Genomic DNA, 26,151 nt, shown 5'->3' on the forward strand with positions numbered 1-26,151 from the left:
TATTTTTTTTTACAAAGATACTCTTATTACACAAGGTACGAAAAGAAAAAATAGTGCCTAATTTTAAAAAGTAACTGCTTTTATTTTTTTCCACAAAAGCTTTAGAATAAAAGCAAACACGATTGTAGATAGTGTTAATAATAGTGCTTTGGTATAACGACCATAAATCCAATATCCGGTTGCAAATAAGGCGCTATATACCGCGATACACCCTACTAACGTCGCTAAAATTCCCGAAGGCACATTCCAACTACCACTAGTCATCACGGAGATATCTTTACCTTCTAATTTACTTTTTGCGATCACTTTAGACCACCCCGGACCGCCAGGCTGTATTTTTTTACAAAAATCAAACAAAGTACTATTCGTTTCGGGAGGCGTTAAGAAAGTGACTAAAAGCCACGATACAGTAGTAACCAATACTATAAAGGGATACGTCATCCAGCTTGGCATTAGGCCATCAATCTCTACTCCTGTTAAAATATTGGCGCCTCCAAATAGCCAATCGCCAAAACTTGTAAAACTTATTAAAATTGAAATAATTCCAGAAACGACCATTGCTGAAATTTCACTCCATGCGTTAATACGCCACCAAAACCAACGTAAAATAAAGATGAGCCCCGTTCCTGCGCCAAACATTAAAATAATATTGAATAATTGTAAAGCATTTGTGAGCACTAAAGCCAAAGCGGCAGAAATAACCATTAATAACACTGTTGATAGTCGCCCCACATTAACGAGTTCTTTTTCGGACGCCTCAGATTTGATATGTTGTTTATAAAAATCGTTGACAATATAAGAGGATCCCCAGTTTAAATGCGTTGAAATAGTAGACATATAAGCAGCAATTAAAGACGTTAAGACGATACCTAAAAGTCCGTTTGGCAGCTTTGTTAACATCGCTGAATACGCTAAATCGTGACCTAGTTTATCTTCAGCTATATTAGGAAAAGCTTCATGAATACTTGCTATATCCGGATAGACTACTAATGATGCTAGCGCGACTAAAATCCAAGGCCACGGACGTAAGGCATAATGTAAAATATTAAAAAAGAACGTCGCCCCGATCGCATGGTTTTCGTTTTTTGCAGCTAGCATACGCTGTGCTATATAACCACCACCTCCGGGCTCGGCACCAGGATACCATGCACTCCACCATTGTACAGCAAGCGGAATTATTAAAAGAGTTATTAAGGCTTCAGTGTCTGTAAAAGAGGGTAGAATATCCAATTTATTAACTACGTTTTCATTTTCCATTAATGCCGTCAACCCACCAACTTCAGGTAAATTAACACAATAATACGCTGCGGCTATACCACCAAACATCGCGACAAAGAAAAGTATGAAATCGGTATAAACCACCCCTTTAAACCCCCCAACAGTACTAAAAACAACAGTTACGAGGCCTCCAATAAAAATAGTTTCTAGAGGAGATAAGCCTAACATTACTTGTCCAATTTTTATTGCCGCCAAGGTTACGGCCGACATAGCCAAAACATTAAAAACAACGCCTAAATAAATCGCTCTAAATGCTCTTAAAAAACGTGCGGGTCGACCACCGTAGCGTAGTTCGTAAAACTCAATATCTGTATTTACTCCCGATTTACGCCACAGTTTAGCATAAACAAAAACCGTTAAAAGTCCGGTTATTAAAAAAGCCCACCATACCCAGTTACCACTCACCCCCTTATTACGAACAATATCGGTGACTAAGTTTGGAGTATCCGTAGAAAAAGTTGTAGCTACCATAGATACGCCCAATAACCACCACGGCATTGTACGACCCGATAAAAAATACTCACTCGTGCTTTTACCTGATTTTTTTGAAACGACAAAACCTATTGTAAGGGTTACTAGAAAAAAGCCAATTATGAAAGCATAATCGTAGGCATTCAATGAAATCATATAAGATAATTATTTGCTGAGTGTTTCTTAAAACTAATTTAATACGCAGGCCATAAACAGTAGACCTCTTTTTTACGAAGGCAATATAGCCACTTTTTAAGTTTAATATTTTATATTTACATGTCAAAATTTGTAATGAGGGAAATTCATATTACTGCTGAAGATACAGAAAGTACTATTAAGCAGATTCAAAACGTTATAGGAGGGACTATCGAAAGTCGCTGGGGAGAACACATTTTAACGGTAGACAACGCAGTCGCAAAGGGAGCCATCCGTTATATTGTTTTTGAATGGGGAGGTGATTTTTTATACTATGATATTGCTTTTTTTGAAGATATTGTTCTAAAAAAAGACACTTCTGTTTATAACCCTATTTCGTTTATATATTGTTTGAACGGGCATTTTAAACACCGTTTTAACCATCAAGACAATTACAAAACACTCGAGCAATTTCAGTCGGTCATTATGACAAGTAAAAATGGGGGTTATAGCAACGAGTATTATCCTAAAGGCATAAAACTGGAAGTTAATGTTATTCAAATTAATAGAATTAAATTCCTTAACAAACGATTAAATGATGCGTCTATTTTAAACGATAAACTTTTTAAGGTGTTCTACGATACGGATTATCAAAATGTATTTTCTTATTATGGAACTTATAATTTAAAACTGGCCGACCATATTAGCCAGTTTAGAAAAGTTGAACAAAAAGGAATGCTCCGTATTTTACTTATTGAGGGGCAAGTTTACCAAGTGCTATCGTTACATATGCAACAGCATAATAAAGCGGTGACTAACAAACCCATTTCTAAATCGTTAACTAAAAACGAACTAAAAACCATACGAGCACTTGGGAACACGATTTCTAATAACGTTTCTCTTGAGTATTCTTTAGAGAAATTATCGCTAAACTCTGGCTTGGCTCAAGCGAAACTTCAAGAAGGATTTAAGCTGTTGTACGCAAGAACGGTAACCGAATACATTAGACACGTAAGACTTGAAAAGGCGAGAGACTTAATAAATACAAGTGATTTAAATATTTCGGAAATTGTTTACACCATAGGTTTTAGTAGTAGAAGTTATTTCTCTAAGATATTCAAAAATAAGTATAAAATTAGTCCGAGTGCTTTTCAAAAAAATAAGCGACGTTAAACTTTACGTTAAAAATTAAGTTGTTTTAATGGTGTAGAGCTGCAATTCGTTTGCGCTTTTTACTATTATTTTAATGGTTTTCATTTCTGTATTAAGGCCTAACCAGTCTTCTCTTTGCGCTTCTCGTATTATTACTGGCATTTTTAGAGGTATTGACTTGTTACCAGTAATACTTTCTTTTTTTAGAGTATTAATGATGGAGACCGTTAAAAATACATCGTTTGTTACATTATAAATCCCTGCTAAGGTGAAGGGTTTTGTATCTTTTGCTTGAATTAAAATTCTTTGTAAAACACCATCGTTTAAATACGTAGCGACAATACCCGTTACTAAAATTAAACATCAGCGTATAAAAAAGGCCTCTTCATAATGCGATTGGGACTCTACATCTTTACTTTTAACGCTTAACGTATTAAGCGCTTTCTGAAACATTTTCCAATCATTTTCATAATTGTGAGGTAAAATCCCCCAAATACCCTGAGAAATGACATCACTTTGTTGCAATGTAATAATAAGTATCGTAGTTTCTTTAGCGCCATCTATTGTTTTGTGCGCTCGGTAAATATTAGGAAAAAGGAAATACCGTTTGAATGTGTTTTCTAGAGCCTGCCGAGTTGCGTCGATAGAGAGTTTATAATTCATATCTCATAGTATTATACGATTATCAGTCTAAAAATAAGTCAATTGAAAGACTATTAGTTGTTCGTATAAAACGATATTTAACTGTATCACGACGCGGACAGATTCTATTTTTACTCACTAAAAAAGCATAATTATGTTAAATTATAATAACTATTGATTGCTTTTTGTTAAAACACTGTGAAAAAATTAACGCTTTCCCAAATGAGTTAATTAACGGTTTAAATGAGCAAGAATACCTTTCTAATTGCCTTTAGATTTGTAACAAATAACTATCAATCTTTTCTGATATTTCAGTAAAAGTATAAGTCAAGAATTGACTTATTAACCTTAAAACAAACCATTATGTTACGTTGGACAATCACATTTATTATAATAGCCATTATTGCCGGAGTATTAGGCTTTGGAGGAATTGCAGGAGCATCTGCAGGAATAGCTAAAGTTCTATTTTTTATTTTTATCGTTCTTTTTATCCTGTCGTTAATTAAAGGATCTATGAAATAGAATAAACCTAACCAACCGAATTATAACCACTATTCTATTACTAAAACTTTATAACGTATAAAAATTACGCTTACTTATAATTTCAACGCTAATTTTTAGCTTAGCTGTATTCATCTTGTGTCAAGAAGAGAAATGAGCAGATAAAAAATTTAAGGCACTACAATGTGCGACGACATTGATGATGCACCAGATGTTTTGGGTATCGTTGAAGATGTACAAGAAGAAATTTAGGATAAATTTTAGCAACAAAATAAGTTAACGCTGACAACTCAGTAATTATTAATCTAAAAACAACACAATGAAAACTATATTTTTTATCACAACGCTAATGGTCGGTTCCATCGCATTTGCACAAACCAAGCCAGTAGACAAAATGGAATCCACTCAAATAAAAACTGAAACCGTAAATGAAAATGGTAAAATGGTGGAAAAGAAAGTTAAAATTGTTACCAAGAAAGAGCAGGAAGTTAAAACAGCGCCGTTAAAATCTGGGGAGATTGACGCACCAATGATTGAAACGCCAACAAAAATAACGAAAACCATTAGCGTTGACAAAGATAATGACGATCGTTTTGAAGAAATTTCTGAAATCACTTATTATACTTACAATGATCGTTCGTACGGATTTAAATCGACCAATTCAGGCTTTGTAATGAGCGTAACAAGTAATGAGGCAGAACGTGTTTTTGGTACCGCTAGACGAACTCAAAACGACGAAATCTATGTTATAACGATGAATGATTACTCTGGAGTTGGTTATTTCAATCAAAATAATGATTTTGTAATTGAGTATTTCGATAAAGATAAAGGTCTGATGCAACAACGATCGTTTAAACAAACCCAATTTTAATACAACCTGATTCTATTTATACCAAATGCCTTATATACTTATGGGGCATTTTTTTTCGGGTTTAAATCTTGTTTATTATAATTCCCATCCTAGGGTGGTACGAATAATATAATCATCGTACGAGGTGCCTTCAATTGGTCTGTTATCGTAATTGTAATTTAATCCTATTTTAACAAATAAATCTAAGGGTAAATCGTATTTAAAATCTATTTTAAAATCGGTTCTCACCCTCCCTTTCTCAGTTAAACTTGGGTAAGTGGTGACACCTGACACTAAACCCAAATCATTAAAATCGAACAGGTTAACTTCTAAAGACGCATAAGCTTCACCACTATTTCGGTTGTTGTTTAGCGCTTCGTAAAAGTCTTCATTATTCCACGCCACTCCAATAGCACCTGCAAGGTACATACGGTTATTGTGGACAAAATATTTACCAAAACCTAACTTGTTTGTTATTCTTAGCTGTAATTTTTGTTCGCTATTAGAAAGGAATTCCGATTGGAAGATTAAGAAATTATCGCGTTTTAAGAAATAATTAAAAGACAATTCCCCGTACGTTCGTTGAATTTCTTCTACTTCATCTTGATTACTTCTCACGGAATTAAAGGTAGCTCCAACACTAAAATAATCGGAGGTATACCCCAAATTGCTTGCTAACGATAATTGACTTAAATTACTTGCCTTCGTAAAATTGTACCCAAAAGAAACCGAGGCGTTTAAACGTGACATAAAACCATCTTTGATTGGTTTAATAAAGACGACATCAGAAATATTTATAACACTATTATTGTCACTAATTTCAATAATTTCATTTGCGGTGGCGGAGTTTATTCCGTCCAGTTTATAACGCGTGCCATTGGAAGCCGTTATCAGGAAACTTTCAATGCTTTTAATCGTACTTACTTTTTTCCATTTAACTTTTAAATCACTATTACTGTATGATGTTTTAATGGTTAACACTCCACGCTCCATTTTTTTTATCTCTCCAATAATTCTATCTCCATTAGCGATCACTAAAGTGTCATTTTGAGAAAAAGCACTTAACGCGACCAACACAGTAATGCAGAATAGTACAGATTTTAATTTCATTTAAATTGCCATTAAATTTAAATGCAAATATAAACAAGGAATTTTATAAAACCATTAGCCTAGTTAAACCGAAACCTAACGATTACCTAAATTAGACAAACAATCACATCATCGCACAAGCAGCTATTTAATAAGGCACCACTCTAAACCCTCGTAATCTCGGTGTTTTAATTATCTAAAAATTACGTTTGTTGGATTTATATTTTATTTACAATACTAAAAATAAATAGGTGCACTAATGTGTATAGTGCAAAAACGACATTTAACTTAAAACTTATCTTAGTTTACCTATTCAAAATAAAAGAACACCTACTTTAAGTTCCCTTTAATTGCTCCAACCTAATCTAAATTTATTTTAGAAACGCCACGTTTTTATCTGTCCATATTTAGCATTATCCCCTCAATAAAATAATGTATTGTGCTTATAAGACTGCTTTACATTGGAAATATTGCACGATAATTTACACCTATTTTTAGCGCAACTAGGCCTCGTAGTTATTTTCTATATTAAGATAGTAAAGCCATTTAAAAATTATGGTTAGCACAAATAATATTACAGAACAAAACATTGCTTCATTTTTTTTTTAAAAATTGACATCTCAATTGTGCTTTGAAACTTTTAAGTCATCATTTTTAATAGCAAAAACAAGTATATTATGGCGCAAAAATATATAATAAAAAGTGTTTTAATCACCCTTAATTTATAGCTGTTTTTACTGTGCATAATGACTTTTATCATCTTATACACACCTTATTTGCTTTAACTTAGCGTATAATCTAAAACTAAAAAGTAATGAAAAAAAGATCACCAGTATCTAGCATAATGACAAAAAACGTTATCACACTCAATACAAATGATTCATTGGAAGTCGCGGAAAAAATTTTTAAGGAACATAACATTAGACATATTCCTGTTGTAAAAGGATCTCAGATTGTAGGAATGTTAAGTTACACAGATTTACTACGTATAAGTTTTGTTGAAGCCGCCTATGAAGACGAACAAGAGATCGATTCAACGGTTTATAATATGTTCTCCATAGAACAAGTTATGGCAAAGAATTTAGTTAATGTAAACGCAAATACAACCATAAAAGAAGTGGCAGAAATACTGTCTAAAAAAGAATTTCACGCTATACCTGTCGTTGATAATGATAATTTAGTCGGAATTGTAACGACAACAGATCTTATAAATTACTTAATTGAGCAATTTTAAATTTATTCGTTAAATACCTTAAGTGCGCTCTGCGATAAAAGGACTCTACTAGAAGTATTAATTGATAAACTCTTTTTTTTTGGCATCACAATCGGTCTCAAAAAATTAGAGTTTATTCTTATCAAGAAAAAAGAGTAATCGGAAACGATTAGTTTAAAATATTAATAGACTTATTTATTAATTTCTTAAATCGTGCAGCGCTAGAATAGGCACGTTTAATTGAAATGAAATTTCTTTCACCATTGGATTGGTAAGTATACTTTCGAAAAAAACATGCTTCCTATTTATAAAAGCAACCATACCGCTAGATCTACTTTCTACACATATATTTACAGCACTTAAAACAGAATCACTTGAAACATTATGAAATTTATAGTCTGTCCCTTTTAATATTTCTTGAAGTAATTTCTTGTTTTCTAACTGTCTTTTATCTAATTCATCTTGCTCTAAAATATGGAGAACTACAATCGTTGCATTACACGATTTAGCAATGTTGGTTAAATAGTTGAGTTCTCTTCTCTTATAATGTGTTTTATAACTTGTTGGAAACACGATGTCTCTAGGTAATGCTAATTGCGCCTTATTGGGCACTACTATTACGGGACAATTTCGTATTTTCTCCATTACATTAACCGCCACACTTCCAAAAGAGGTTGTTAATGCATCTGTTTCTCCTTTGGTTCCCACTACAACCATTTCTATGTCTTTTTCGTCTACAATTATTTTAATGGCATCGACAACAGTATTATACGTTGAAATGACTTTAAAACTATGCTTAGAGTTAAAATTATCGTTCAGTGCTATAATATCGAAAACCTTGGCTAAACCATTTTCTGAGTCTAGCTTTGCCGTTTGGTACCATTCTCCTTCAGGATTTGCTTGTAATAAACTTTTTAAAATAGGGCGCGTTGTTGAAAACGCATTAAGTAGATAAAAATCGCAAAAGTCATTTTTATATAATTCCCTAGCGTAGTGAATGGCTTTTACGGAGTTTTTAGAAAAATCTGTTGCCAGTAAAATTTTATGTCTCATACTTTTATTTTTACGCCATTACACATAACTTAACATCGTCCTTCTCAATTTAAAGTAATAGTTTTTAGCTAAAACAAGGAATGACTAAAAAAGGGATAACAGGATGAAAGCCTATATTTTTTACGATGGGCTCTTTTGTAATACTCTCAATAAAACTGTGTTTATAATTTATCATGGCCAAAACATTAATGTCCTGTGCTCTAATAAATTCTTTTATAGCAAGCTCTTTAGTATTATTATCTGTCATCCAATGAAAACTATGCTTATACCCTTCCAAAGACTCTTTTAGTAGTACTAAATGAGTATTCTGTCTGTGTGATAAATCATCACTTTCATTAAAATGAACCACTTTAACCTCAGAATTACACAGCTTAGAAAAGTGCTTTAAAGAGAGCAATTCTGAGCTATACAAATGCTTAAAATCCGTTGGAAAACCAATATGTTTAGGTTCTATATAATCGAAATCGGCCGGAACAACTAAAATAGGACATAGCTTCATTTTAGTAATAATGCTAACCGCATTACTACCAAAAAGAAATCTATTAGTGCCTGAGGCCCCATTTGTTCCCATAACAACTAAATCTATGCTGTGAGTTTCAATAGCTACCTCAATACTTTTTACCAGAGGATCTTTACTATAAAAAATCTCGAACTTATGCAATGCGTTTGTTTTATCTGCTTCAGCTTGTGTTTTCAGCCCTAACAATTGGTATTGCGCTTTTTCTTCTAATTTATCAATGTACTCCGAACTAATATAAGTGCGCGTACTAGAATTTGAAAAAGACCAAGCGTGTAAAAAGTAAAACGTGCACGGCTCGCTATTATATAATCTTATCGCATATAGCGCTGCGCTTAAAGCGTTCTTGGAAAAATCAGTAGGTAGTAGAATATGATGTCTCATAGTATTCTATATTTATTCTTTTATAATAATACGCATCCTTTTAGCTTTTACACGGTATAACTAAAAAAGGAATAGTTGGGTGAAAACCTATCTTTTTTATAACCGGCTCTCTCATAATGTTTTCAATAAAACTATGTTCGTAATTAATCATAACCAGTATATTTACACCTAACTCTTCAATAAAATCTTTAATTCCTTGATCTTTTTTGTCGTATTCCGGAATCCAATGTAACGTGTAAGAATATTGTTTTAAAGCTATTTTAAGCTGCTCTAAATTATAATCTTGAGCTTCTGAAATATCGTCAGTTTTATTAAGATGAACAATTCTAATTTTAGAATCGAATAATTCTGCTAACTGTTTTAACGGCAGTAACTCTGTATTATAAAGACGGCTAAAGTCTGTTGGAAACGCAATTTGTTTTGGATTAACAAATTCGAAATTATCTGGTACAGCAAGCACCGGACAATTCTTTACTCTTTTTATAATACTTACCGTATTACTTCCAATAAATCGTTCTGTTGCATTAGTAGCTCCCTTGGTCCCCATAACAACAAGGTCTATTTTTTTACTTTCTACACAGGTTTCAAGCGCATCTTTTAAGTCCTCATTAGTTACAATCGTTTCAAAATTATGAGTAATACTCACCTTAGATTCTTCGGCTAATTTTTTTAATTTTAAAAGCGCTGCCTTTGCGTTTTCGTCCATAACACGTGCTAATTTATTAGACACGTTCTGCATAGCCACCACTGGCAGGTTCGAGGAATGCAAAAAGTGAAATGTGCAGTCTTCTTTTTCGTATAATTTGAAGGCATATAAAGCCGCACTCCAAGCGTTTACTGAGAAATCTGTTGGTAAAAGTATATTAATTTTCATAGTGTTTATCTTAAAATAAAACGCTAAACTAACATTATAAATACTATTTTATACTGATAAAAGTCAGTGCGTAGCAGGAATAACCAAAAAGGGTACATTAATATGAAAACCAATTTGATTTATGGTAGATTTGAAAAATATATTTTCGAAAAACGATTGTTTATTATTAATCATTACGAGTAAATTCACATCTGTCGTTGTCTGAAAACTATCAATTGCAGCGGTAACTGTCCTACTTTCGTAATGATGAAATAAAAAGAAGGCGTCTGCAAATTGTTCTTTTAATTGTGATTGGCTATTTTTCTGTCTAGACGTTAATGCCTTTCCCATAGAAACGTGCAGTGCATTAACTTTAGAATGGTGCGCTTTAACCATTTGTTTTAACACCTCTAATTGCTCTGTATCAAAATCTATCTGAAGATCTGTGGGAAAAAGAATTTGACGTGGTTTTTGATATTCAAATCCCGATGGAATTGCCAATATAGGGCATTTTATTTCTTTAAATACGTGCACTGTATTAGAACCGAATAACACCTCGTTAGCACCAGTGGCGCCTTTAGTACCCATTACTATAAGATAGGTGTCGTTTTGGGAAATAAATTCTTTAATCCCAGAAATTAAGTAGTCAAACCGAGAAACGGTTTTAAAGGTATGTTTGGAATTCTTCTGTAACGTTTCAGAGAGTCTCTCACTAAACGCATTAAGGTTATTTATTGACGTGTTTTTTATAACATCTCCCAGTTCCAACTGCGCAGGATACCCCAATACAAACTCGGCAGTATACACTACTGGAATATAAGTGTTTAGCAAATGAAACGTGCACCTCTCATCTTTAAAAAGCGTAATAGCATATTGAATTGCATTCCAGGAATTATCAGAAAAATCGGTTGGTAAAAGTATATGTTTCATAAGGATAACTCTGTGTTATATTTTAATTGCGGGACGTATTTTGAAGCGCTAAAAGCGGAATCTCTAAGCCGAGGCTCACTTGATCAATTTTAGAAGGAAAAAGCATATCCTCCAAAATGGAATATTGCGTATTGACCATCGTTAACATATCGATATCGTTTTCTTGAATGTATTCTGAAATACCTTGAGTGATATTTTTACCGTTTTTTACGCTAAAATTAACTGTGCTATTTATAAGTGCCTCCTTTATAAACTTTTGATTATCTTCTTGACGTATAGACAGTTTATTACTTGTAGAAACGTGTACCACATCTACAGCGCTTCGGTGCAATTTCGCTAATACGCACAATAACTCTAACTCACGTTGTTTGTATGGAATGAGATAACTTGTTGGAAACAATATACGCTTTAGTGCCGTATTAGTATATTGTGCTGGAATTGTTAAAACAGGACATTGTACATACTTTAAAACTTGAAAAGCCTGACTTCCAAAAACAATATTTCGCGCGTCAGATTTGCCTTTGGTGCCCATAACAATTAAATCGATATTTTTATCATCGACGATGTCGTTCGACTCTTCCACAAGCGTATTAAAGGCCGAAATACTGTGGTAACTATGCTTCGGATTTGATTCCGATTCATTCACTTTTTTAAGCAGATTTTCAAGATTCTCTTGAGACTCTTTTTTCACCTTAGTTAAAACAACTTCAAAATCTTTTCGCGATTTTAGATCACTATGGTCGTAAAATGCATTTCTATACGTATGCATAAAATAAAATTGCACCTTTTGATTTTTAAAGAATGCCAAAGCGTAGTTAATCGCATTCACTGAGTTTTCTGAGAAATCTGTTGGTAATAGTATCGATAGCATGATCGCTTATTTTATATATTAACTATAAAACTAAGTACATAATTCTTGAGAAACTATGATATATATCAGATTACACCATTTAAAATAAGACTTTTAGCGCCTCTGTTTATAGCGACCAATTTGTATTCCCGATAATTCTTATTAACGGTGTGTAAATTAAGGTGAATCTTAATTATTTATAATTAAAGAGCGACTACTTCGCTTAACGGTTATGTGGTTTAATCTTTTAATTACGCTCAAGAGTGATTAGCGTGAAACCCACATCGCCTCTAAAAAAAATAATATAAAATTATTCTTTTTCAGAGGCTTGTTTAGAGGGTTCTAAAATTATAAAAAGAAGCGCTATATCAGGTTAAGAGTTAAATTATGAGATCTCTAAAATAGAGAATCTCGCCGTTTTATAACGCCCAATATTTCGCTTAAAAACAACGGTTAGGATTCTTTTTGTATTGTTCTTCTAAATCCTTAATACAGCTTTTTAATTTGAATTTATTTATTCGAAATCCTCTTTTTTCTCGTGTATAACAAAAAACGGAATGTCTGTGTGATAGCTTATGCTACCCACTTTTGAATGTAAAAGTATTTTCTGGAAGTAGTTTAAATTTTTTGCTACCATACAAATAATATTTATATCTCTGCTTTCTACAAAGTTTTGAATACCAATTTCTACTTTACTTTCAGTTAAGTAATGAAAATGATGTTCGTGGTGGTGAAAATAATCTTCCAGTAGTTCTCTATTCTGCGTTTGGTCGTTATTAAGGTTTATTTTGTTTTTACTAATATGCAGAATGCGTAATGTAGCATTAAATCGTTCTAGGATTTCGGCTATTGGTTGTAAAATTTGCAAATTATGTGCTAGCGAAAAATCGGTAGGTAATGCAATTTCCTTAGGCGAAGTAAAGGTTGCGTTTTCGGGTATTACTAAAGTGTTGCATTTTACTTTTGTAAGAACATCGGCTGTATTAGTACCTAAAATAACTTTTTTCAAGCCCGACTTACCTTTAGTCCCCATCACAATAAAATCTATTTGTTTTTGGTCTATAATTTTACGAATACCTGCTACGAAAATATTTTTTTCTAATATGGAGTAAAAGTTATGATTCTTACGATCTATAGATAAGGTTTCAACACGTTCTAAAAGTGTGCTTATTTTATGTTTTGACTGTTTGAGCTGAATAGCCTCTCTTTCGCTTTTGTCTAAGTATGGCGGCACTCCACTAGTCATTGCATCACTCATATCGTTGATGTGCACAATATAGAAGTTACATTTCTGGTTTTCGAAAAACTGAATAGCATAATTTATGGCATTCCAAGAATTTTCAGAAAAGTCTGTAGGTAGTAATATGTTTTTCATAGCTCATTAATTTTAGAATGGCTAATTTAAAGATAAGACGACAAACTTAAAATGATATTGCTCATTTTATTACAGTCTTTTTTAAAGCCTATGTCATATTTTTCAATTTCTCGAGATCCAAAACTCTAATATTTCTCCCATCCGCAGTAATAATACCTTCCTTTTTAAAACGGGTTAAAGTCCGAATTAAAGTTTCAGTGGCTATTCCTGCAACACTAGCTAAATCGCTGCGAGAGATATTAATGGGATCCTCTGGTTTTCGATTTAATTTTTCAGCAAATTTTAAAATGGTTTTTGCCGTTTTTTTATTTACCGAACCATACGCCATTTCCAGTAATTGGTTCTTTACAATTAAAAGATCGTCTGATATTAGTTGCATCAGCTCCAAAGCAACCTTAGGATTATCACTTAATAACTCATTAAATAGAACAGTTGAAATCCCCGTTAAATGCACGTCTTCAATAGCAATTGCGGTGGCTTTATTTAGTACGCTCGTGGTAAATGAAGTGTAACCAAACAAATCGTCTTCTTTATATAACGAAGTAACCAACTCTTTACCTTGTTCGTCGCTTTGATGACATTTTACTATACCTTTATTGATGAGATAAATATAATTGGAGTGACCGCCTTCGCAATAAATTGTGGTATTTTTTTGAAATGTAAAATAAGTCCCATTATCATCGAAGAAATTTTTCAAGTCATTAATAGACTTCATACCTTCTAATGTAGCGCCGTTAGCAACCGTATTAAAATCTTTAAGAATTAATGCCTTAGCCAAACGACTTTCGATAGCATTAATAAGTTCTTCTTCTGTAAAAGGTTTCGTAATATAATCGTCCGCCCCCATATTCATTCCTTTTCTCACATCTTTATGTTCTGTTTTTGCTGAAAGAAATATGAAAGGAATATACTTTGTAATCTCGTTTTTAGACAACATCTTAAGTGTATCATAACCATCGCGCTCGGGCATCATAATATCACACACAATAATATCTGGCACAATTTCATTAGCCAAAGTCACACCAACCGCTCCATTTGATGCCATATAAACCTTATAATTTGAAAGTTCTAAAATTTCGGCGATATTTTCTCTCAGCACGAGATCGTCTTCAATAAGTAAAATACTTGTCATTGTTTTGCCGTATTAGGAAGCGTTATTGTAAAGGTTGCACCCTCGTTTTCTTTACTTGTAAAACGTATGGTACCCCCTAAATTTTCTAGATGCGTTTTAACAATATTTAAACCAATTCCAGTGCCCTGAATATTAACAACATTACGCGCTCTGAAATACCGATCGAATATATTTTTCTGGTCTGCTAAAGGGATACCAATACTTTGGTCCTTAATCTCGATTGTTGTAAAAGTATTATCTTGAGCTACACCAATAGTTATTGTTGTATGCGCTTTAGAATATAATATAGAGTTATTAATTAAGTTAGAAAGCACTAATACCATAATTTTTTCATCTTGAAAGAGCGATAAATCATCAATATTATCGGGGTATGTAATAAACTGTCCTTCTTTTAATAGCATATTGGCGTTGTAAATAACCTCATCTATAACTTTACTAAGTTTAAAGTGCGATAAATTATATTTTAACATTCCCGATTCTAAGCGTTCTAAAGACAAAAAATCGTTGAGAATTGTATTTAAATACTCTACTTTATCACCAATAATTTTAACGTGCTTATCCCGTTTATCTTGTTCTTTACTACGTTTATATTTACCTAATAATACAGACGAAGTTAAAATACCACTTAAAGGTGTTTTAAATTCATGAGACACTAACGTTAAGAATTTTGTTTTAAGTTCGTTAAGTTCTTTTTCTTTAGACAACGCCATTTTAAGTTGCTTGGTGCGCTCCTCAACAGTCTTTTCTAATTTTTTAGTATAATTTTTACGCTCTGTAATATCTAGAACAATCGCAACAAAAACCTCTTTTTCTCCATAACAAGAAAGTTGTAAGTGTACCTCGACAGGATAGAGCGATCCATCTTTTCTTTGGTGAACACTTTCAAACTCTAATTTTTCGAGATCCTTTTTTAAAAGAACCGCCATGTTTTCTCTAAAATCGGTTACACTATCATTAATTTTCAGGTCTAAAGGCGTCAATTTTTGCAACTCCTTGAGCGTATAACCCAAGTTTTTTTGTGCGCCGTAATTAACATTAAGAAATTTTAAAGTTAGTACATCAAAAACATAAATTTCATTTAAAGACTTATGGATAATATTAGACAAATGGTTACTCTCTTCTTCCGCTTTAATACTGTTTGTTATATCATTTTGAATACTAATATAATTAGTAACCACACCCTCACTATTAATAATAGGCATAATGTAAATATCATTCCAAAAAAAAGTGCCGTCTTTTTTATAATTACGCAATTTAATTTGGCTACTGTTCGCGTTTGTAAAGGCCTCTTTTAATAGCTTAAGACTGTCTTTGTCCCCATCAATCCCTTGTAAAAACCTACAATTTCGATTAATTATTTCTTCGCTTGAATACCCTGTAAGATTTTGAAATGCAGTGTTAGAATAAATAATAGGATTATCTTCTTGTAGCGCATCTGTAATAAAAATGCCATTACTGGCAGACTGTAAGGCACTACTTTTTAACATTAAATTTCTCTCGATTTCCTTCCGTTCCGAGACATCATTAATTAAAGCCATAACATAGCTATTATTGTATATGGTAAAGGGACTTAGTTCAACTTCTATAGCAATTTTAGAGCCGTTTTTTTTTAAACCATAAATATCTGAAGCCTCTTTCATACTTCTGCGTTCACCACTTTTAATGAAATTCTCAAAGTGATTATGATGGTTTTTATGGTATTCTGGAGGGATCAGACTATTTAATTCTTTTTGAAGTAACTCACGTTTTTTATATCCAAATAGGGTTTCAGCAGTCTGGTTAACTTCCACAATTTTTTGTGTGCTATCCACTATAATGACACCTTCTGAAACAGCTTCGAGTAGTATATTAAATATTTCTTGATTTTGAGGAATCATTAATTTGGGATTTAAGATGTACACTATTAGGTTTAAATTTAATTGTTTCGCAACGGGTAGCCTAATACTAACCGTGAAGTTTTTCTTTATTTAATTCAAACTGATTTATATCATAGTTATAAAGCACCAAACAACTTACTTTTAAGCCGTAAAAACACGCATTTTGAATACAGACGAAAACATAACATTTCAATTTAACCAAAGCTTAGGTCAATTATTTTATGCTGTTGCGTCTGCTGATAATACCGTTAGAGACGAAGAGGTCATTGGCACCGAGAAATTAATAAAAAATTACTGGCCACCTAAAGAGTCTTCTATAACCAATTCTAAAAACACCATTGTTAATACATTTACAAACCTTTGTAAAGATAAAGAGCGTAGTGCTGAAGATTGTTACAATAGTTTTATAGACTTCAAAAAACAAAATGAATTTATTTTTACAGACCAAATACGTATGCTCATTTTAAAAACAGCTAGGGAGATAGCGGTAAGTTTCTCTGGTATTAATAAATCGGAACTCATTCTACTCGGCACGCTTAATATTGAATTAAAAAAGGGGAGTTTATAAGTGGCTGCACCAACGTCGTATTGAAAGTTGATTTATCGATTATGACAAAAACTTTTGAAGAGAATATAAGGTAACTACGAAAACCAGTAAATATTCGAACTCTAAAAACACTTCCTTTAAAAATATAATGGTAGAACTAACTAATATGCAAGACTGGTTTAATGATTATCCCTTTATTTTAATGGCTTTCAAGTTTATGATTGTTGTTTTAGTCGTTACAATAGGCATACAATTAATAAGAGCCTATCTAAAACGAAAAATAACAAATACTGCCATTCGGTATAAAGCGCAAAAAGGCACGGAGGTTTTTGGCTATATTTTACTTTTTTTGCTAGCAATCTCTTATTTTTCGGGTTCTATTAAAGATTTGACTCTTATTATAGGAGTAATCACCGCTGGGTTGGCTTTTGCTTTGCAGGAGCTCATTTTGAGTATTGTCGGCTCTATTTATATTCTTTTATTTAAAGTGTACCAACCTGGAGATCGCATAGAAATTAATAATATTAAAGGCGATGTTATTGATGTGGATAGTATGTACACCACCATGATGGAGATTGGAGGATGGATAAGTGGCGATAACTATAGCGGTCGGATTGTAAAGTTGAGTAATGCTTATGTTTTTAAAGGTGGTGTTTATAATTACTCGCAAGATTTTCCGTTTATTTGGGATGAACTTGATTTACCTATTCGCTATGGATCAGATATTGATTTGGCAAAAGCGATTGTTATTAAAATAGCTTCTGAAATACTATCGGAATTTACAATTAATTCTAAATCACAATGGGAAGGTATCGTTAAGAAATATTATATAGAAGATGCTGAAGTACAACCGACCTTAGCGGTATCACTTACCGATAATTGGATTAAATTTAACCTTAGGTATATTGTAGATTTTAAAAAACGACGCTCTGTGAAACACCATTTAAGTGATAGAATTCGAGTAGAATTTGAAAATTCAGAAGGTAAAATTGTATTAGCGTCTGCCACCATTGAGCTTATTAAAATCCCAGAATTGGATGTTAAAGTAAATATCGCAAAGCAAGAATAGAACATTACTCAATTCCCGTTTATAGTCGTTATTACTCTGCGTTAGTACACTTATTATTTAGTTACTCTAAAAAATAGCGCTTGCAAACTTCAGAGTTCATCATTAATAGTCTTTGTAATTTTAATTTCTCAGTTATTATTTCTTAATGTTATCTTACTCGTACCAAAGCGCTTATTTTAAATTTCAAAACCGACTACCTTCTACGCCTGTTACAATTTGCTCTCTATACATGATAAAACCTTGATTACAAGTTTTGATTATTATAGACGACCTAAGTTATTTAATATCATTTTAGACTACCTTTTGATGTTTTGTAGGTTCCATTAAAAAATCAACGCAATGAATATCCACGATAGTAGGATGTATCCTGTTAAGGCCATATCTTAGAGGTGTCAAAAAATAGGACCGCTAAAATAACAACTATGAAATCGTTTTCTCTTTTAACTATTACTTTATTATGTGTTGCCCTATTATTAGTAGATATCACCGCCTTTTATTGGTTGCAATCCATAATGCATTTTGTAGATTCTGTGATTTTTAAAACACTACTATACACTATGTTTTGGCTGTTCACTGTGGGGTTGGTGGTATCCATTTTAGTTTTAAAAATTACTTTAGACGCTATTAGCCCAGTAAGAAAGCAATTACTTATTTCCAGGTTTTATGGGCTTGGTGTTTTATCTTTTGTCCCCAAGCTTGTCTTTATTATTGTAATCTCAATTCTCTATTTTACCAACTTCTTATTTTCTGAAAACAAGTCGCTAATTATAATTCCTATAATTGGAGTGCTTTCAGGATTCTTACCTTTTTTCGTGATTTTACATGGTGTTTTTAAAGCTATTTATAAATTTAAAGTATACCATCATACAATAGAATCTAAACGCCTACCAAAATCTTTCGATGGATTAACGATTGTTCAAATTTCAGATTTGCATTTAGGTAGTTTCAATTACGCCTATAAAAAACTAGAAAGTGCTATTGAAAAGATTAATAATTTAAAACCCGATTATATTGTTATAACCGGCGATTTAGTAAATAATTATGCTTGGGAATTACGCGGGTGGGACAGCGTTTTTAAAAAATTAGAAGCAAAAAAAGGAAAATATGCTATTTTAGGTAATCACGATTATGGCGATTACAGCGAATGGGAAACACCAGAATTAAAGCAGGAGAATTTTGAGGCGATTCAACACTTTTTCAAGACAATTAATTTTAAATTATTACTAAACGCGTCTGAGGTTATCTCAAAAGATACTGAGAAAATAGCAATAATAGGTATAGAAAACTGGGGAAAACCCGCCTTTAAGGAGTATGGCGATTTAAAGAAAGCGATGGCCAATATTGAAAACATTCCGTTTAAAATTCTATTGTCGCACGATCCTACACACTGGCCTGAGGAAGTTATAGATAAAACCGATATTACGTTAACTCTTGCTGGCCACACTCACGGTATGCAGGCCGCATTTCAATATAAAAACTTGCAATGGAGTCCTATAAAATATAAGTTTAAACATTGGGCCGGCCTGTACCAACACAAATCTCAATACCTTTATGTTAATCGAGGTTTGGGATGGTTAGGGTTCCCTGCTCGAATTGGTATGCGTCCAGAAATTACTTTTATAGCATTAAAAACGAAAACTTAATTAAGTCTTTAGCCCGAAATACAATAACTGCGTCTTACTTCTCTTTTTTCGCCGCTTTTCTTTCTTGGCGTTCTAACTTTCTAAAATAACCTCGGGTTAGAAAATTATGCTTAAGCGCTTCCATATTTTCGTTAAACTTGTCTGTACCCTCATTTATATTCTGTAATGTAGATTTTAAACTATTCACTAAGGCGGTGTCTTGCACGATGTAATTATACGCCCCCTCGCTAGAATTAAAGTCTGAAACAGCAGCGTTAACCGCATCTACTACACTATCCATTTTCGCACTAGACGCTTCAAGATTAGTTACCATTGCTTTTAATTTAGCACCAGATAAGGTATCGTTAAGCAAAACGCCTAACACAGAGGTGTCGTTAGTTTTTAATTTTAAGAGTATTTTATTTACTTCACGAATAGAGTTAGAGGCACCATAACTTGCATTTTTAAGACTAGCGATAGATATTTTTAAGTCTTTTGCCATAGTTGTATCATTAAGTAATACGCCAATAGTTCCTTCTCCTTGAGTAATATTTTTTGTTATTTTCAACAAATCGGAAGTCAATATCGCTGCATTTTCTGAACTCGTATTTAACGTGTTTAAAATATCTTCTGGCCCGATTTTACTGTAAGACTCAATACGGTCGCCATTTTTTATAACCTCTGAAGCCCCTTTGCCTGGCACAATATTCACAATCATATTACCTACTAATCCATCTGATCCAATAGTTGCAATAGCATTTTTTTTAATGTGAGTAATAATTTTCTCATCGATACTCATATTTATTTTTATTGTTGAATCGTTAATCATTAAGATGCCTTTAACCGTACCAATATTTATTCCAGCATAGCGCACATTATTACCGTTTTGCAAACCATTTACATTCTGAAAAAAAGAACTAATCGTAAATGTTTTCTTAAACATATCTTGACGTTGTCCTATAAGATAAACCGCCGCAATAAATAGAATTATCCCAATAATTACAAAGAGCCCTAAATTAAATTTTTGTGAGTTTGAATGTTTCATAATTATTTATTTTTAAAAAAGGCTTTTATTTTTGGATCTTCACGCTTAGATAAATCTGCAAATGAGCCTTCTGCATAATTGGTACCATCAATTAGTAGAATCATTCTATCTGAAATAACACGAGCACAATCGACATCGTGAGTGATAATAAGTGATGATGTGCCATATTTTTTCTGAATCTCCTGCATAAGCATTATAATTTCTTTTGATGTAATAGGATCTAAGCCACTGGTAGGCTCATCGTAAAGCATAATTTTCGGTTTTAAGATGAGGGTTCTAGCCAAAGCCACGCGCTTTTGCATTCCACCAGACAATTCTGAAGGCATTAAATCGATAGCGTGGATTAACCCAACACTCTCTAACGCTTCCATAACCATAGCTTCGGTATTGGTCTCATCAAATCTATCGGAATGACGTCTTAAGGGAAATTCTAAATTTTCTCGTACCGTCATAGAATCGTACAAAGCACTTCCTTGGAAAAGGAATCCTATATCTGCTCTTAAAATATCTAAAGCTCTCTGGTCTAAATTAGTAATATCTTTGTCCATTACAGAAATCGAGCCGCTATCTAATTCCATTAAGCCCACTAAGCATTTTATCATTACAGACTTTCCAGAACCGGATTTACCCATTATCACCAAATTTTCACCTTGATAAAGTTTTAAATTAAAACCGTTAATTACGTGGTTATCTCCAAAGCTTTTTTGCAGGTCTTTAATCTCTAAAACAATGTCACGTTCGGTTATGTGCTTTTTATCCATCATAAATCAAAGAAAATATCAGTTACAAAAACGGCAATAAAGTCTATTACAAATAATAACAGAGAAGCTACGACTACGGCCGAATTTGCCGCCTTACCAACGCCGGCCGTCCCTTTTTTACAATAATACCCTTTATAGCACCCCACTATACCAATGGCTAAACCAAAAAAGAATGTTTTAATGGTTGCTGGTATAATATCGGCAAATTCTAAGGCATTAAACACCTGATTAAAATAGAGTGTAAAAGAGACATTCCCTTTGCTGTTTTCAATTAAAAAGGAGCCATATAAGGCTATGGCATCACCGATAATAACCAATAGAGGAAGCATAAGAGTAACTGCCAAAACACGCGTTACTACTAAATATTTAAACGGATTAGTTCCCGAAACTTCCATTGCATCAATTTGCTCAGTAACACGCATAGAACCTAACTCTGCACCAATACTAGAACCTATTCTCCCCGCACAAACCAGAGCTATAATGATAGGGCCAATTTCTCTAACTATAGATATACTCACCATAGATGGCATCCAACTTGCGGCACCAAACTCCATTAAAGTGGGACGTGTTTGCAAGGTGATAACCAAACCAATTATAAACCCAGTAATACAGACCAAAAAGAGAGAGCGATTACCCATATTATAGCATTGTCGTCCTAATTCTTTCAATTCTAAAGGACGTTTAAGTACATCTTTAAAAAATCGAACGGTAAAAAACGACAATTCTCCAATTTCGGTAAAAAAGGACTTTGAGGCGGATTTTATGTTAGTAAAAATATGCATTGCGAATTTTAGGTTCGTTCAAAAATAGAAGATTATTGCGTACCCTAAGATGATAACCGTCATCTTAGGGACTAACAATTAATTTATAATATTATATATAAGAATGCAAAACAGAAATAAAACCTCTTTTAATTGACTTTTGATAATCGTGTTCCAAATACTCTTGATATCGAATAAAAACACATTACTAATGTAAATAAGGGACTAAATGTGGTTTTACCAACTAAAACCAAGAAATAAAAACTAAACTCTAATACACTGTATTTCAACACCACGGGTATGCGCTATTATTTAACATATGCCGTCACGATTCTACTCTAATAACTGACTCGATTTTATCTATTTTTTACTACATTTTTTCATATCGTCCCGTTTTATCTTTCAATTCTATTCTATAAACGACCCCTACCATAGCTTCGTTACTTTTTTGATGAGAATCTCTCATAGAATTTTTAATGGTAGTATCACCAGTCATTACGGGCATTACGGAGTCTCTCAGTATCTTAACACCTTCTTGGCGTTCTTCTCGTGTTTTTAATTCTTCGTATTTTCCCCAAGCAATAACACTTCGCCAATTACTCATATTTTCCATAACATCAACTTGAAAACACACCATCGGGTTTTTTCGCATCATATTAATCTTAAGTCCTTCCGTAGTATGTCCGTAAATATATTTCCCGTCATAAGCATAGGTTATAGGAACCACATAGGTTTTACCATCGGCGTGACAGCCTATTCTTCCAATTATAAGACTGTGCAATACAAATTCAATTTGTCTACTATTTAATTCTCCTAACATATATTTTAACGTTATAAATTACACTTATGCATCAAGTTACGTAAAAAAAACAATTTTATAACTGATTTAAATCAGCCAAAAATGCTCACTTTACTTGGTCTTCTATTACTATTTAGTATGCTACGGAGGTAGGTGTTTAAAAATATTCGTATCGGGCTGTTAGACACAACTAATGCACCATTTAAAACCTTACAATCTTGAAGCGTCCGCATTTCTCGATCACCAATTTAAGTGCCGATAACAGAAGTCTTATGGGCACTATATTTCTAATTTTACGCTTTAAAACCTATCACATTTTTAACGTGATGGATACCTGTTTAACAAACTTAATTCTAATGCTTTTCTTACGTTACTCAAAATTTTATCCACCTCTTCCACCGTAACATTTCTTATTTCAGCAATATCTTGTAAACTAAGATGTTGTTTTGTTGAGAGCTCAAAAACCGTTTGCATTGGTAGCGAGAGATTATGTAAAACCAATTGAATATGACGGCTTAGAGCTTCTTCATTTAAGTCTTTATCTATAGTATTAGTAAGGGCTTTCAAGTTATCTTCTATAAATACGTGGTTCAAAGTATAGTCATTTTTATTATATGAACTATCGTTCAATTCTTCAATCATTACTAAATCACCTCCACCGTCAGTACTAAAGTTTTCTTCCATAGCGTCCCATTCAGGCTTCGAATAGTCGTCAATATTTTTAAAGAAAAAGTCATCAAATTCTTCCTCAATAATTACATCCTCTAAAAGGGCATTTGTTTTTTTGAAAAGCCAGAGATAAAAATCCTTATCATCGGTAATAGTTTCTATATGGTCATAAATCTCTATGAAGAGTTGATCTATAAAATCGTCAGCTTTGTACATTCCTTTAGGAAAGCCCCCTTTATTAATTGCTGCATCTAGCCGTCCTTTGATATATATTTTCAATTCGGGCATAATTTTTAGTAGATGCTGATTAAAATGAATTTTATCACCTTCCTTTTTCGATTTAATCAGTTTAGGAAATGTTGTTTTTGCAATAATGCGCAGATGATTTTCGTGATAATATGAAATATTTCTCTTCATTAGTTTTCTATTTAAGTAATTTATATTCGACGTAACAAATTGTGATTTATTGTTTCAGATAGAGGCGATAGACTCTATGTATAGAGCCCTCCTGTAAAAGTAAAACATCACTTAAAAATCGCTCAATTTTACAAAATATTGAATTTTGAAACACGCAACTCTTTTCATTAAATTTAAGACTAAAAGAGAAGGTGTCCAATGACCTAGATCAGTTTTAGAACGGAAAAATGAAAGCACTTTTAGATTCTACTGCTAAATCTTATTTTTTTTAAAATAAAAACACAATAAAGAGTAATTGTAATTACTGAAGATGCCGGAGGTATAGCTCTATAGTGCGCAAGGGTACTAAAAAAGGATTTGTTAATTATCACCGACTATTCACAAGCATTAGTTGATATATCGATTACTAGTCTTATAAAAGAAGGTTTTAGTGCTAAAGGAACACCTTGCGATATTACGAATGAAGATGATATCGAGAAACTTGTAGATTTTACATCCCGAAATGGGCTGTTCAAAGCGCTAATTCATACTGCTGGTATAAGCGGACCCTTGAAAGATTTAAAAAAGTTTTTACAATCGATTGGCTAGCCACAGAGCTGTTAATTGATGGCTTTTATAGATTAGCAACGAAAAATTCTTCTGCAGTTTTACTAACTTCAGTGATGTCTCATACAGAACCAACAAACGCCAACTATTATGCTGCCTTGTCTAATCCCAAAAAGGTCGATTCATTCAACACGATTAGCAAATTCGTAAATGAGAGTTCTAATATAATGTATATTTTCGCGAAACGTGGCGTGCAATTTCTAACTCAGAAACACGCAGATAAGTGGGGTAAAAAAGCAGCTGAAGAACATCCAGAAAGAATGGCGTTAATAAAAAAAGCAACGCCTTTAAAAAGAAATGGTCAACCAGAAGACATTGCCGATGTTATTCGCTTTTTAATTAGTGATGACGCAAGATTAATTACTGGCACCAATATTCTTTTAGATGGTGGTGTTATTAATAATATTAAAAAAGCCAACCAATCCTAATTACGTTTACGTAATTGTGAGGTTTAAACTCTAACCGATAACTTACAGAATCTTGGTTTGAAATAATTCCAAGTTTCAATTTTAATAGTAATGGCACCCTCAAATTTGAGATAAGATTGTTAACGTATGGCAGACGCGATAGCACTAATATTGAGATATGCCTTAAACAAGAATATGCTACGTAACAAATAGATTAGCTAACAATCCCTTTACGGTTCTCCATCAAACCCAATTTATCAAGAGATGGTTAAATTTGGCAGTATCTTCATTCAATACCACACAGTAGATAACTGTGTGGTTAATACAATATTATTACAACAACCAACTTATTGATGATAGTTTAATTATTTGGTACCTAGATAAATCGGACCAACTAGAGGCTTCAAACCACTCCCTTTTAGGTTAACAATGTAATAATATGTTCCCGTCGGAACTTTATCTGCACCTCCAACCGAGTTACTGTGTGTAAATCCATTCCAGTTGTTCTTATAATCTCTAGATTCATAAATTTTAGCTCCCCATCGATTAAATATTTTAATATCAACGGTGAATCCACAATCTTCTATACCTTCTACAGTAAAATATTCATTCCATTGATCTCCATTTGCAGTAACCGCTTTAGAAATTATTACTTCATCACCACAACCTAACACTATGCAGTCATCATTTAAAGTAATTGTAACTTCTGTATTTCTAGGACATTCTGTAGTATTCTGAAAATAAGTAAATGTATGCACACCTAATTCCAACTCAAAGGGATTAAACATACTTCCGTTTATAGTTGCATTTCCTGAAGTTACAGACCACGAACCATCTGTTTGAAAATCACCTCCTAATAGACTAAATAAATCAAAATCGAAATCATTATCAATGCATAAATCAGTTTGATTACCAATTGTCGGTGCTGCTTCTTGTGTTCCTGTTACAACCCAACTACAAGTATCATTATTAAACGTCGCTGTTTCCCAACATTCTGTCGCTGGTGCTGCTGATTGTTCTCCTGTTACCTCCCAAATACACGTATCATTATTAAACGTTGCCGTTTCATAACATTCTGTGATTGGTTCTGCTGCTTGTGTTCCTATTACAACCCATTCGCAAGTACCGTTATTAAACGTCGCTGTT

27 protein-coding genes are annotated in these 26,151 nt (G+C 33.0%); 9 read left to right on the forward strand and 18 right to left on the reverse strand.

Translation table 11 applies throughout. From position 1 onward, the window contains the following. Positions 1-63: 63 nt before the first annotated feature. Positions 64-1,905 carry a sodium:solute symporter family protein gene (locus ES676_RS11280; protein WP_148370436.1) on the reverse strand — a complete coding sequence of 614 codons (1,842 nt, stop codon included), beginning with the start codon at positions 1,903-1,905 and terminating at the stop codon, positions 64-66. A 135-nt stretch (positions 1,906-2,040) separates the two neighbouring features. Between ES676_RS11280 and ES676_RS11285 the strand changes: the two genes are divergently transcribed. Then, positions 2,041-3,057 carry a helix-turn-helix domain-containing protein gene (locus ES676_RS11285; protein ID WP_148370437.1) on the forward strand — a complete coding sequence of 339 codons (1,017 nt, stop codon included), beginning with the start codon at positions 2,041-2,043 and terminating at the stop codon, positions 3,055-3,057. Positions 3,058-3,072: 15 nt separating this feature from the next. On the opposite strand, the gene ES676_RS11290 is transcribed toward ES676_RS11285, so the two are convergent. Beyond that, entirely contained in the window at positions 3,073-3,393 is a 321-nt protein-coding gene (locus tag ES676_RS11290; protein ID WP_148370438.1) for an SOS response-associated peptidase family protein, read from the reverse strand. 6 nt (positions 3,394-3,399) lie between these two features. Beyond that, positions 3,400-3,699: a hypothetical protein gene (locus ES676_RS11295; RefSeq protein WP_148370439.1), complete on the reverse strand. Its 300-nt coding sequence runs from the start codon at positions 3,697-3,699 to the stop codon at positions 3,400-3,402. A gap of 342 nt (positions 3,700-4,041) precedes the next feature. Here ES676_RS11295 and ES676_RS11300 point away from each other — a divergent pair, with 342 nt between their 5' ends. Further along, positions 4,042-4,200 (forward strand): DUF1328 domain-containing protein, encoded by a 159-nt coding sequence (locus ES676_RS11300; protein WP_148370440.1) that lies wholly within the window; start codon positions 4,042-4,044, stop codon positions 4,198-4,200. Positions 4,201-4,498: 298 nt separating this feature from the next. Continuing rightward, the gene (locus ES676_RS11305; RefSeq protein ID WP_148370441.1) at positions 4,499-5,050 is read left to right on the forward strand and encodes a hypothetical protein; all 552 of its coding nucleotides are present in this window, start codon (positions 4,499-4,501) and stop codon (positions 5,048-5,050) included. A gap of 75 nt (positions 5,051-5,125) precedes the next feature. Here the strand turns inward: ES676_RS11305 and ES676_RS11310 are convergent, their stop codons facing one another. Next, the gene (locus ES676_RS11310; protein WP_148370442.1) at positions 5,126-6,139 is read right to left on the reverse strand and encodes a DUF481 domain-containing protein; all 1,014 of its coding nucleotides are present in this window, start codon (positions 6,137-6,139) and stop codon (positions 5,126-5,128) included. A gap of 793 nt (positions 6,140-6,932) precedes the next feature. Here ES676_RS11310 and ES676_RS11315 point away from each other — a divergent pair. Further along, positions 6,933-7,352 (forward strand): CBS domain-containing protein, encoded by a 420-nt coding sequence (locus ES676_RS11315; protein WP_148370443.1) that lies wholly within the window; start codon positions 6,933-6,935, stop codon positions 7,350-7,352. 177 nt (positions 7,353-7,529) lie between these two features. Here ES676_RS11315 and ES676_RS11320 read toward each other — a convergent pair whose 3' ends face one another. The 8 genes from ES676_RS11320 to ES676_RS11355 all read right to left on the reverse strand — a co-directional run bounded on the left by ES676_RS11320 (position 7,530) and on the right by ES676_RS11355 (position 16,302). After that, the gene (locus ES676_RS11320) at positions 7,530-8,384 is read right to left on the reverse strand and encodes a universal stress protein (protein ID WP_148370444.1); all 855 of its coding nucleotides are present in this window, start codon (positions 8,382-8,384) and stop codon (positions 7,530-7,532) included. Between the two features lie 64 nt (positions 8,385-8,448). Then, a complete protein-coding gene (locus ES676_RS11325) occupies positions 8,449-9,285 on the reverse strand; it encodes a universal stress protein (protein WP_148370445.1) in 837 nt (278 codons plus the stop codon). A 40-nt stretch (positions 9,286-9,325) separates the two neighbouring features. Next, positions 9,326-10,159 carry a universal stress protein gene (locus tag ES676_RS11330; RefSeq protein ID WP_148370446.1) on the reverse strand — a complete coding sequence of 278 codons (834 nt, stop codon included), beginning with the start codon at positions 10,157-10,159 and terminating at the stop codon, positions 9,326-9,328. Between the two features lie 63 nt (positions 10,160-10,222). Beyond that, entirely contained in the window at positions 10,223-11,068 is an 846-nt protein-coding gene (locus tag ES676_RS11335; protein WP_148370447.1) for a universal stress protein, read from the reverse strand. 22 nt (positions 11,069-11,090) lie between these two features. Further along, positions 11,091-11,939, reverse strand: coding sequence for a universal stress protein (locus ES676_RS11340; RefSeq protein ID WP_148370448.1), 849 nt, complete (start codon positions 11,937-11,939; stop codon positions 11,091-11,093). 493 nt (positions 11,940-12,432) lie between these two features. Next, a complete protein-coding gene (locus tag ES676_RS11345) occupies positions 12,433-13,293 on the reverse strand; it encodes a universal stress protein (RefSeq protein ID WP_148370449.1) in 861 nt (286 codons plus the stop codon). 88 nt (positions 13,294-13,381) lie between these two features. Beyond that, on the reverse strand, positions 13,382-14,425 hold the full coding sequence (locus ES676_RS11350; RefSeq protein WP_148370450.1) for a response regulator: 1,044 nt from the start codon (positions 14,423-14,425) through the stop codon (positions 13,382-13,384). Further along, positions 14,422-16,302, reverse strand: coding sequence for a sensor histidine kinase (locus ES676_RS11355; protein ID WP_148370451.1), 1,881 nt, complete (start codon positions 16,300-16,302; stop codon positions 14,422-14,424). The genes ES676_RS11350 and ES676_RS11355 overlap by 4 nt, the downstream gene beginning before the upstream one ends. Positions 16,303-16,465: 163 nt before the next feature. Here ES676_RS11355 and ES676_RS11360 point away from each other — a divergent pair, with 163 nt between their 5' ends. The 3 genes from ES676_RS11360 (at position 16,466) to ES676_RS11370 (ending at position 19,561) form a co-directional block, all read left to right on the forward strand. Then, on the forward strand, positions 16,466-16,870 hold the full coding sequence (locus ES676_RS11360; RefSeq protein ID WP_148370452.1) for a hypothetical protein: 405 nt from the start codon (positions 16,466-16,468) through the stop codon (positions 16,868-16,870). 127 nt (positions 16,871-16,997) lie between these two features. Further along, positions 16,998-17,918, forward strand: coding sequence for a mechanosensitive ion channel family protein (locus tag ES676_RS11365; protein ID WP_148370453.1), 921 nt, complete (start codon positions 16,998-17,000; stop codon positions 17,916-17,918). A 422-nt stretch (positions 17,919-18,340) separates the two neighbouring features. Continuing rightward, positions 18,341-19,561 (forward strand): metallophosphoesterase, encoded by a 1,221-nt coding sequence (locus tag ES676_RS11370; protein WP_148370454.1) that lies wholly within the window; start codon positions 18,341-18,343, stop codon positions 19,559-19,561. 34 nt (positions 19,562-19,595) lie between these two features. On the opposite strand, the gene ES676_RS11375 is transcribed toward ES676_RS11370, so the two are convergent. From ES676_RS11375 to ES676_RS11395, 5 genes are all read right to left on the reverse strand, one after another. Beyond that, positions 19,596-20,585 carry an MlaD family protein gene (locus tag ES676_RS11375; RefSeq protein WP_148370455.1) on the reverse strand — a complete coding sequence of 330 codons (990 nt, stop codon included), beginning with the start codon at positions 20,583-20,585 and terminating at the stop codon, positions 19,596-19,598. Positions 20,586-20,587: 2 nt separating this feature from the next. Next, entirely contained in the window at positions 20,588-21,349 is a 762-nt protein-coding gene (locus tag ES676_RS11380; protein WP_148370456.1) for an ABC transporter ATP-binding protein, read from the reverse strand. Continuing rightward, positions 21,346-22,128 carry an MlaE family ABC transporter permease gene (locus ES676_RS11385; RefSeq protein WP_148370457.1) on the reverse strand — a complete coding sequence of 261 codons (783 nt, stop codon included), beginning with the start codon at positions 22,126-22,128 and terminating at the stop codon, positions 21,346-21,348. The genes ES676_RS11380 and ES676_RS11385 overlap by 4 nt, the downstream gene beginning before the upstream one ends. A 349-nt stretch (positions 22,129-22,477) precedes the next feature. Further along, positions 22,478-22,927, reverse strand: a complete 450-nt coding sequence (locus ES676_RS11390) for a pyridoxamine 5'-phosphate oxidase family protein (RefSeq protein WP_148370458.1) — start codon at positions 22,925-22,927, stop codon at positions 22,478-22,480. Positions 22,928-23,224: 297 nt separating this feature from the next. Further along, positions 23,225-23,992 carry a sigma-70 RNA polymerase sigma factor region 4 domain-containing protein gene (locus ES676_RS11395; RefSeq protein ID WP_148370459.1) on the reverse strand — a complete coding sequence of 256 codons (768 nt, stop codon included), beginning with the start codon at positions 23,990-23,992 and terminating at the stop codon, positions 23,225-23,227. Positions 23,993-24,349: 357 nt separating this feature from the next. Here ES676_RS11395 and ES676_RS15110 point away from each other — a divergent pair, with 357 nt between their 5' ends. Next, on the forward strand, positions 24,350-24,580 hold the full coding sequence (locus ES676_RS15110) for a hypothetical protein (RefSeq protein ID WP_246124561.1): 231 nt from the start codon (positions 24,350-24,352) through the stop codon (positions 24,578-24,580). Between the two features lie 74 nt (positions 24,581-24,654). Then, positions 24,655-25,026, forward strand: a complete 372-nt coding sequence (locus ES676_RS15115) for an SDR family oxidoreductase (protein WP_246130351.1) — start codon at positions 24,655-24,657, stop codon at positions 25,024-25,026. Positions 25,027-25,370: 344 nt separating this feature from the next. On the opposite strand, the gene ES676_RS11405 is transcribed toward ES676_RS15115, so the two are convergent. Further along, the coding region (locus ES676_RS11405; RefSeq protein ID WP_148370460.1) for a gliding motility-associated C-terminal domain-containing protein at positions 25,371-26,151 on the reverse strand (781 nt) is incomplete at its 5' end.

The organism is Bizionia saleffrena (assembly GCF_008086175.1).
Lineage (GTDB): Bacteria > Bacteroidota > Bacteroidia > Flavobacteriales > Flavobacteriaceae > Bizionia > Bizionia saleffrena.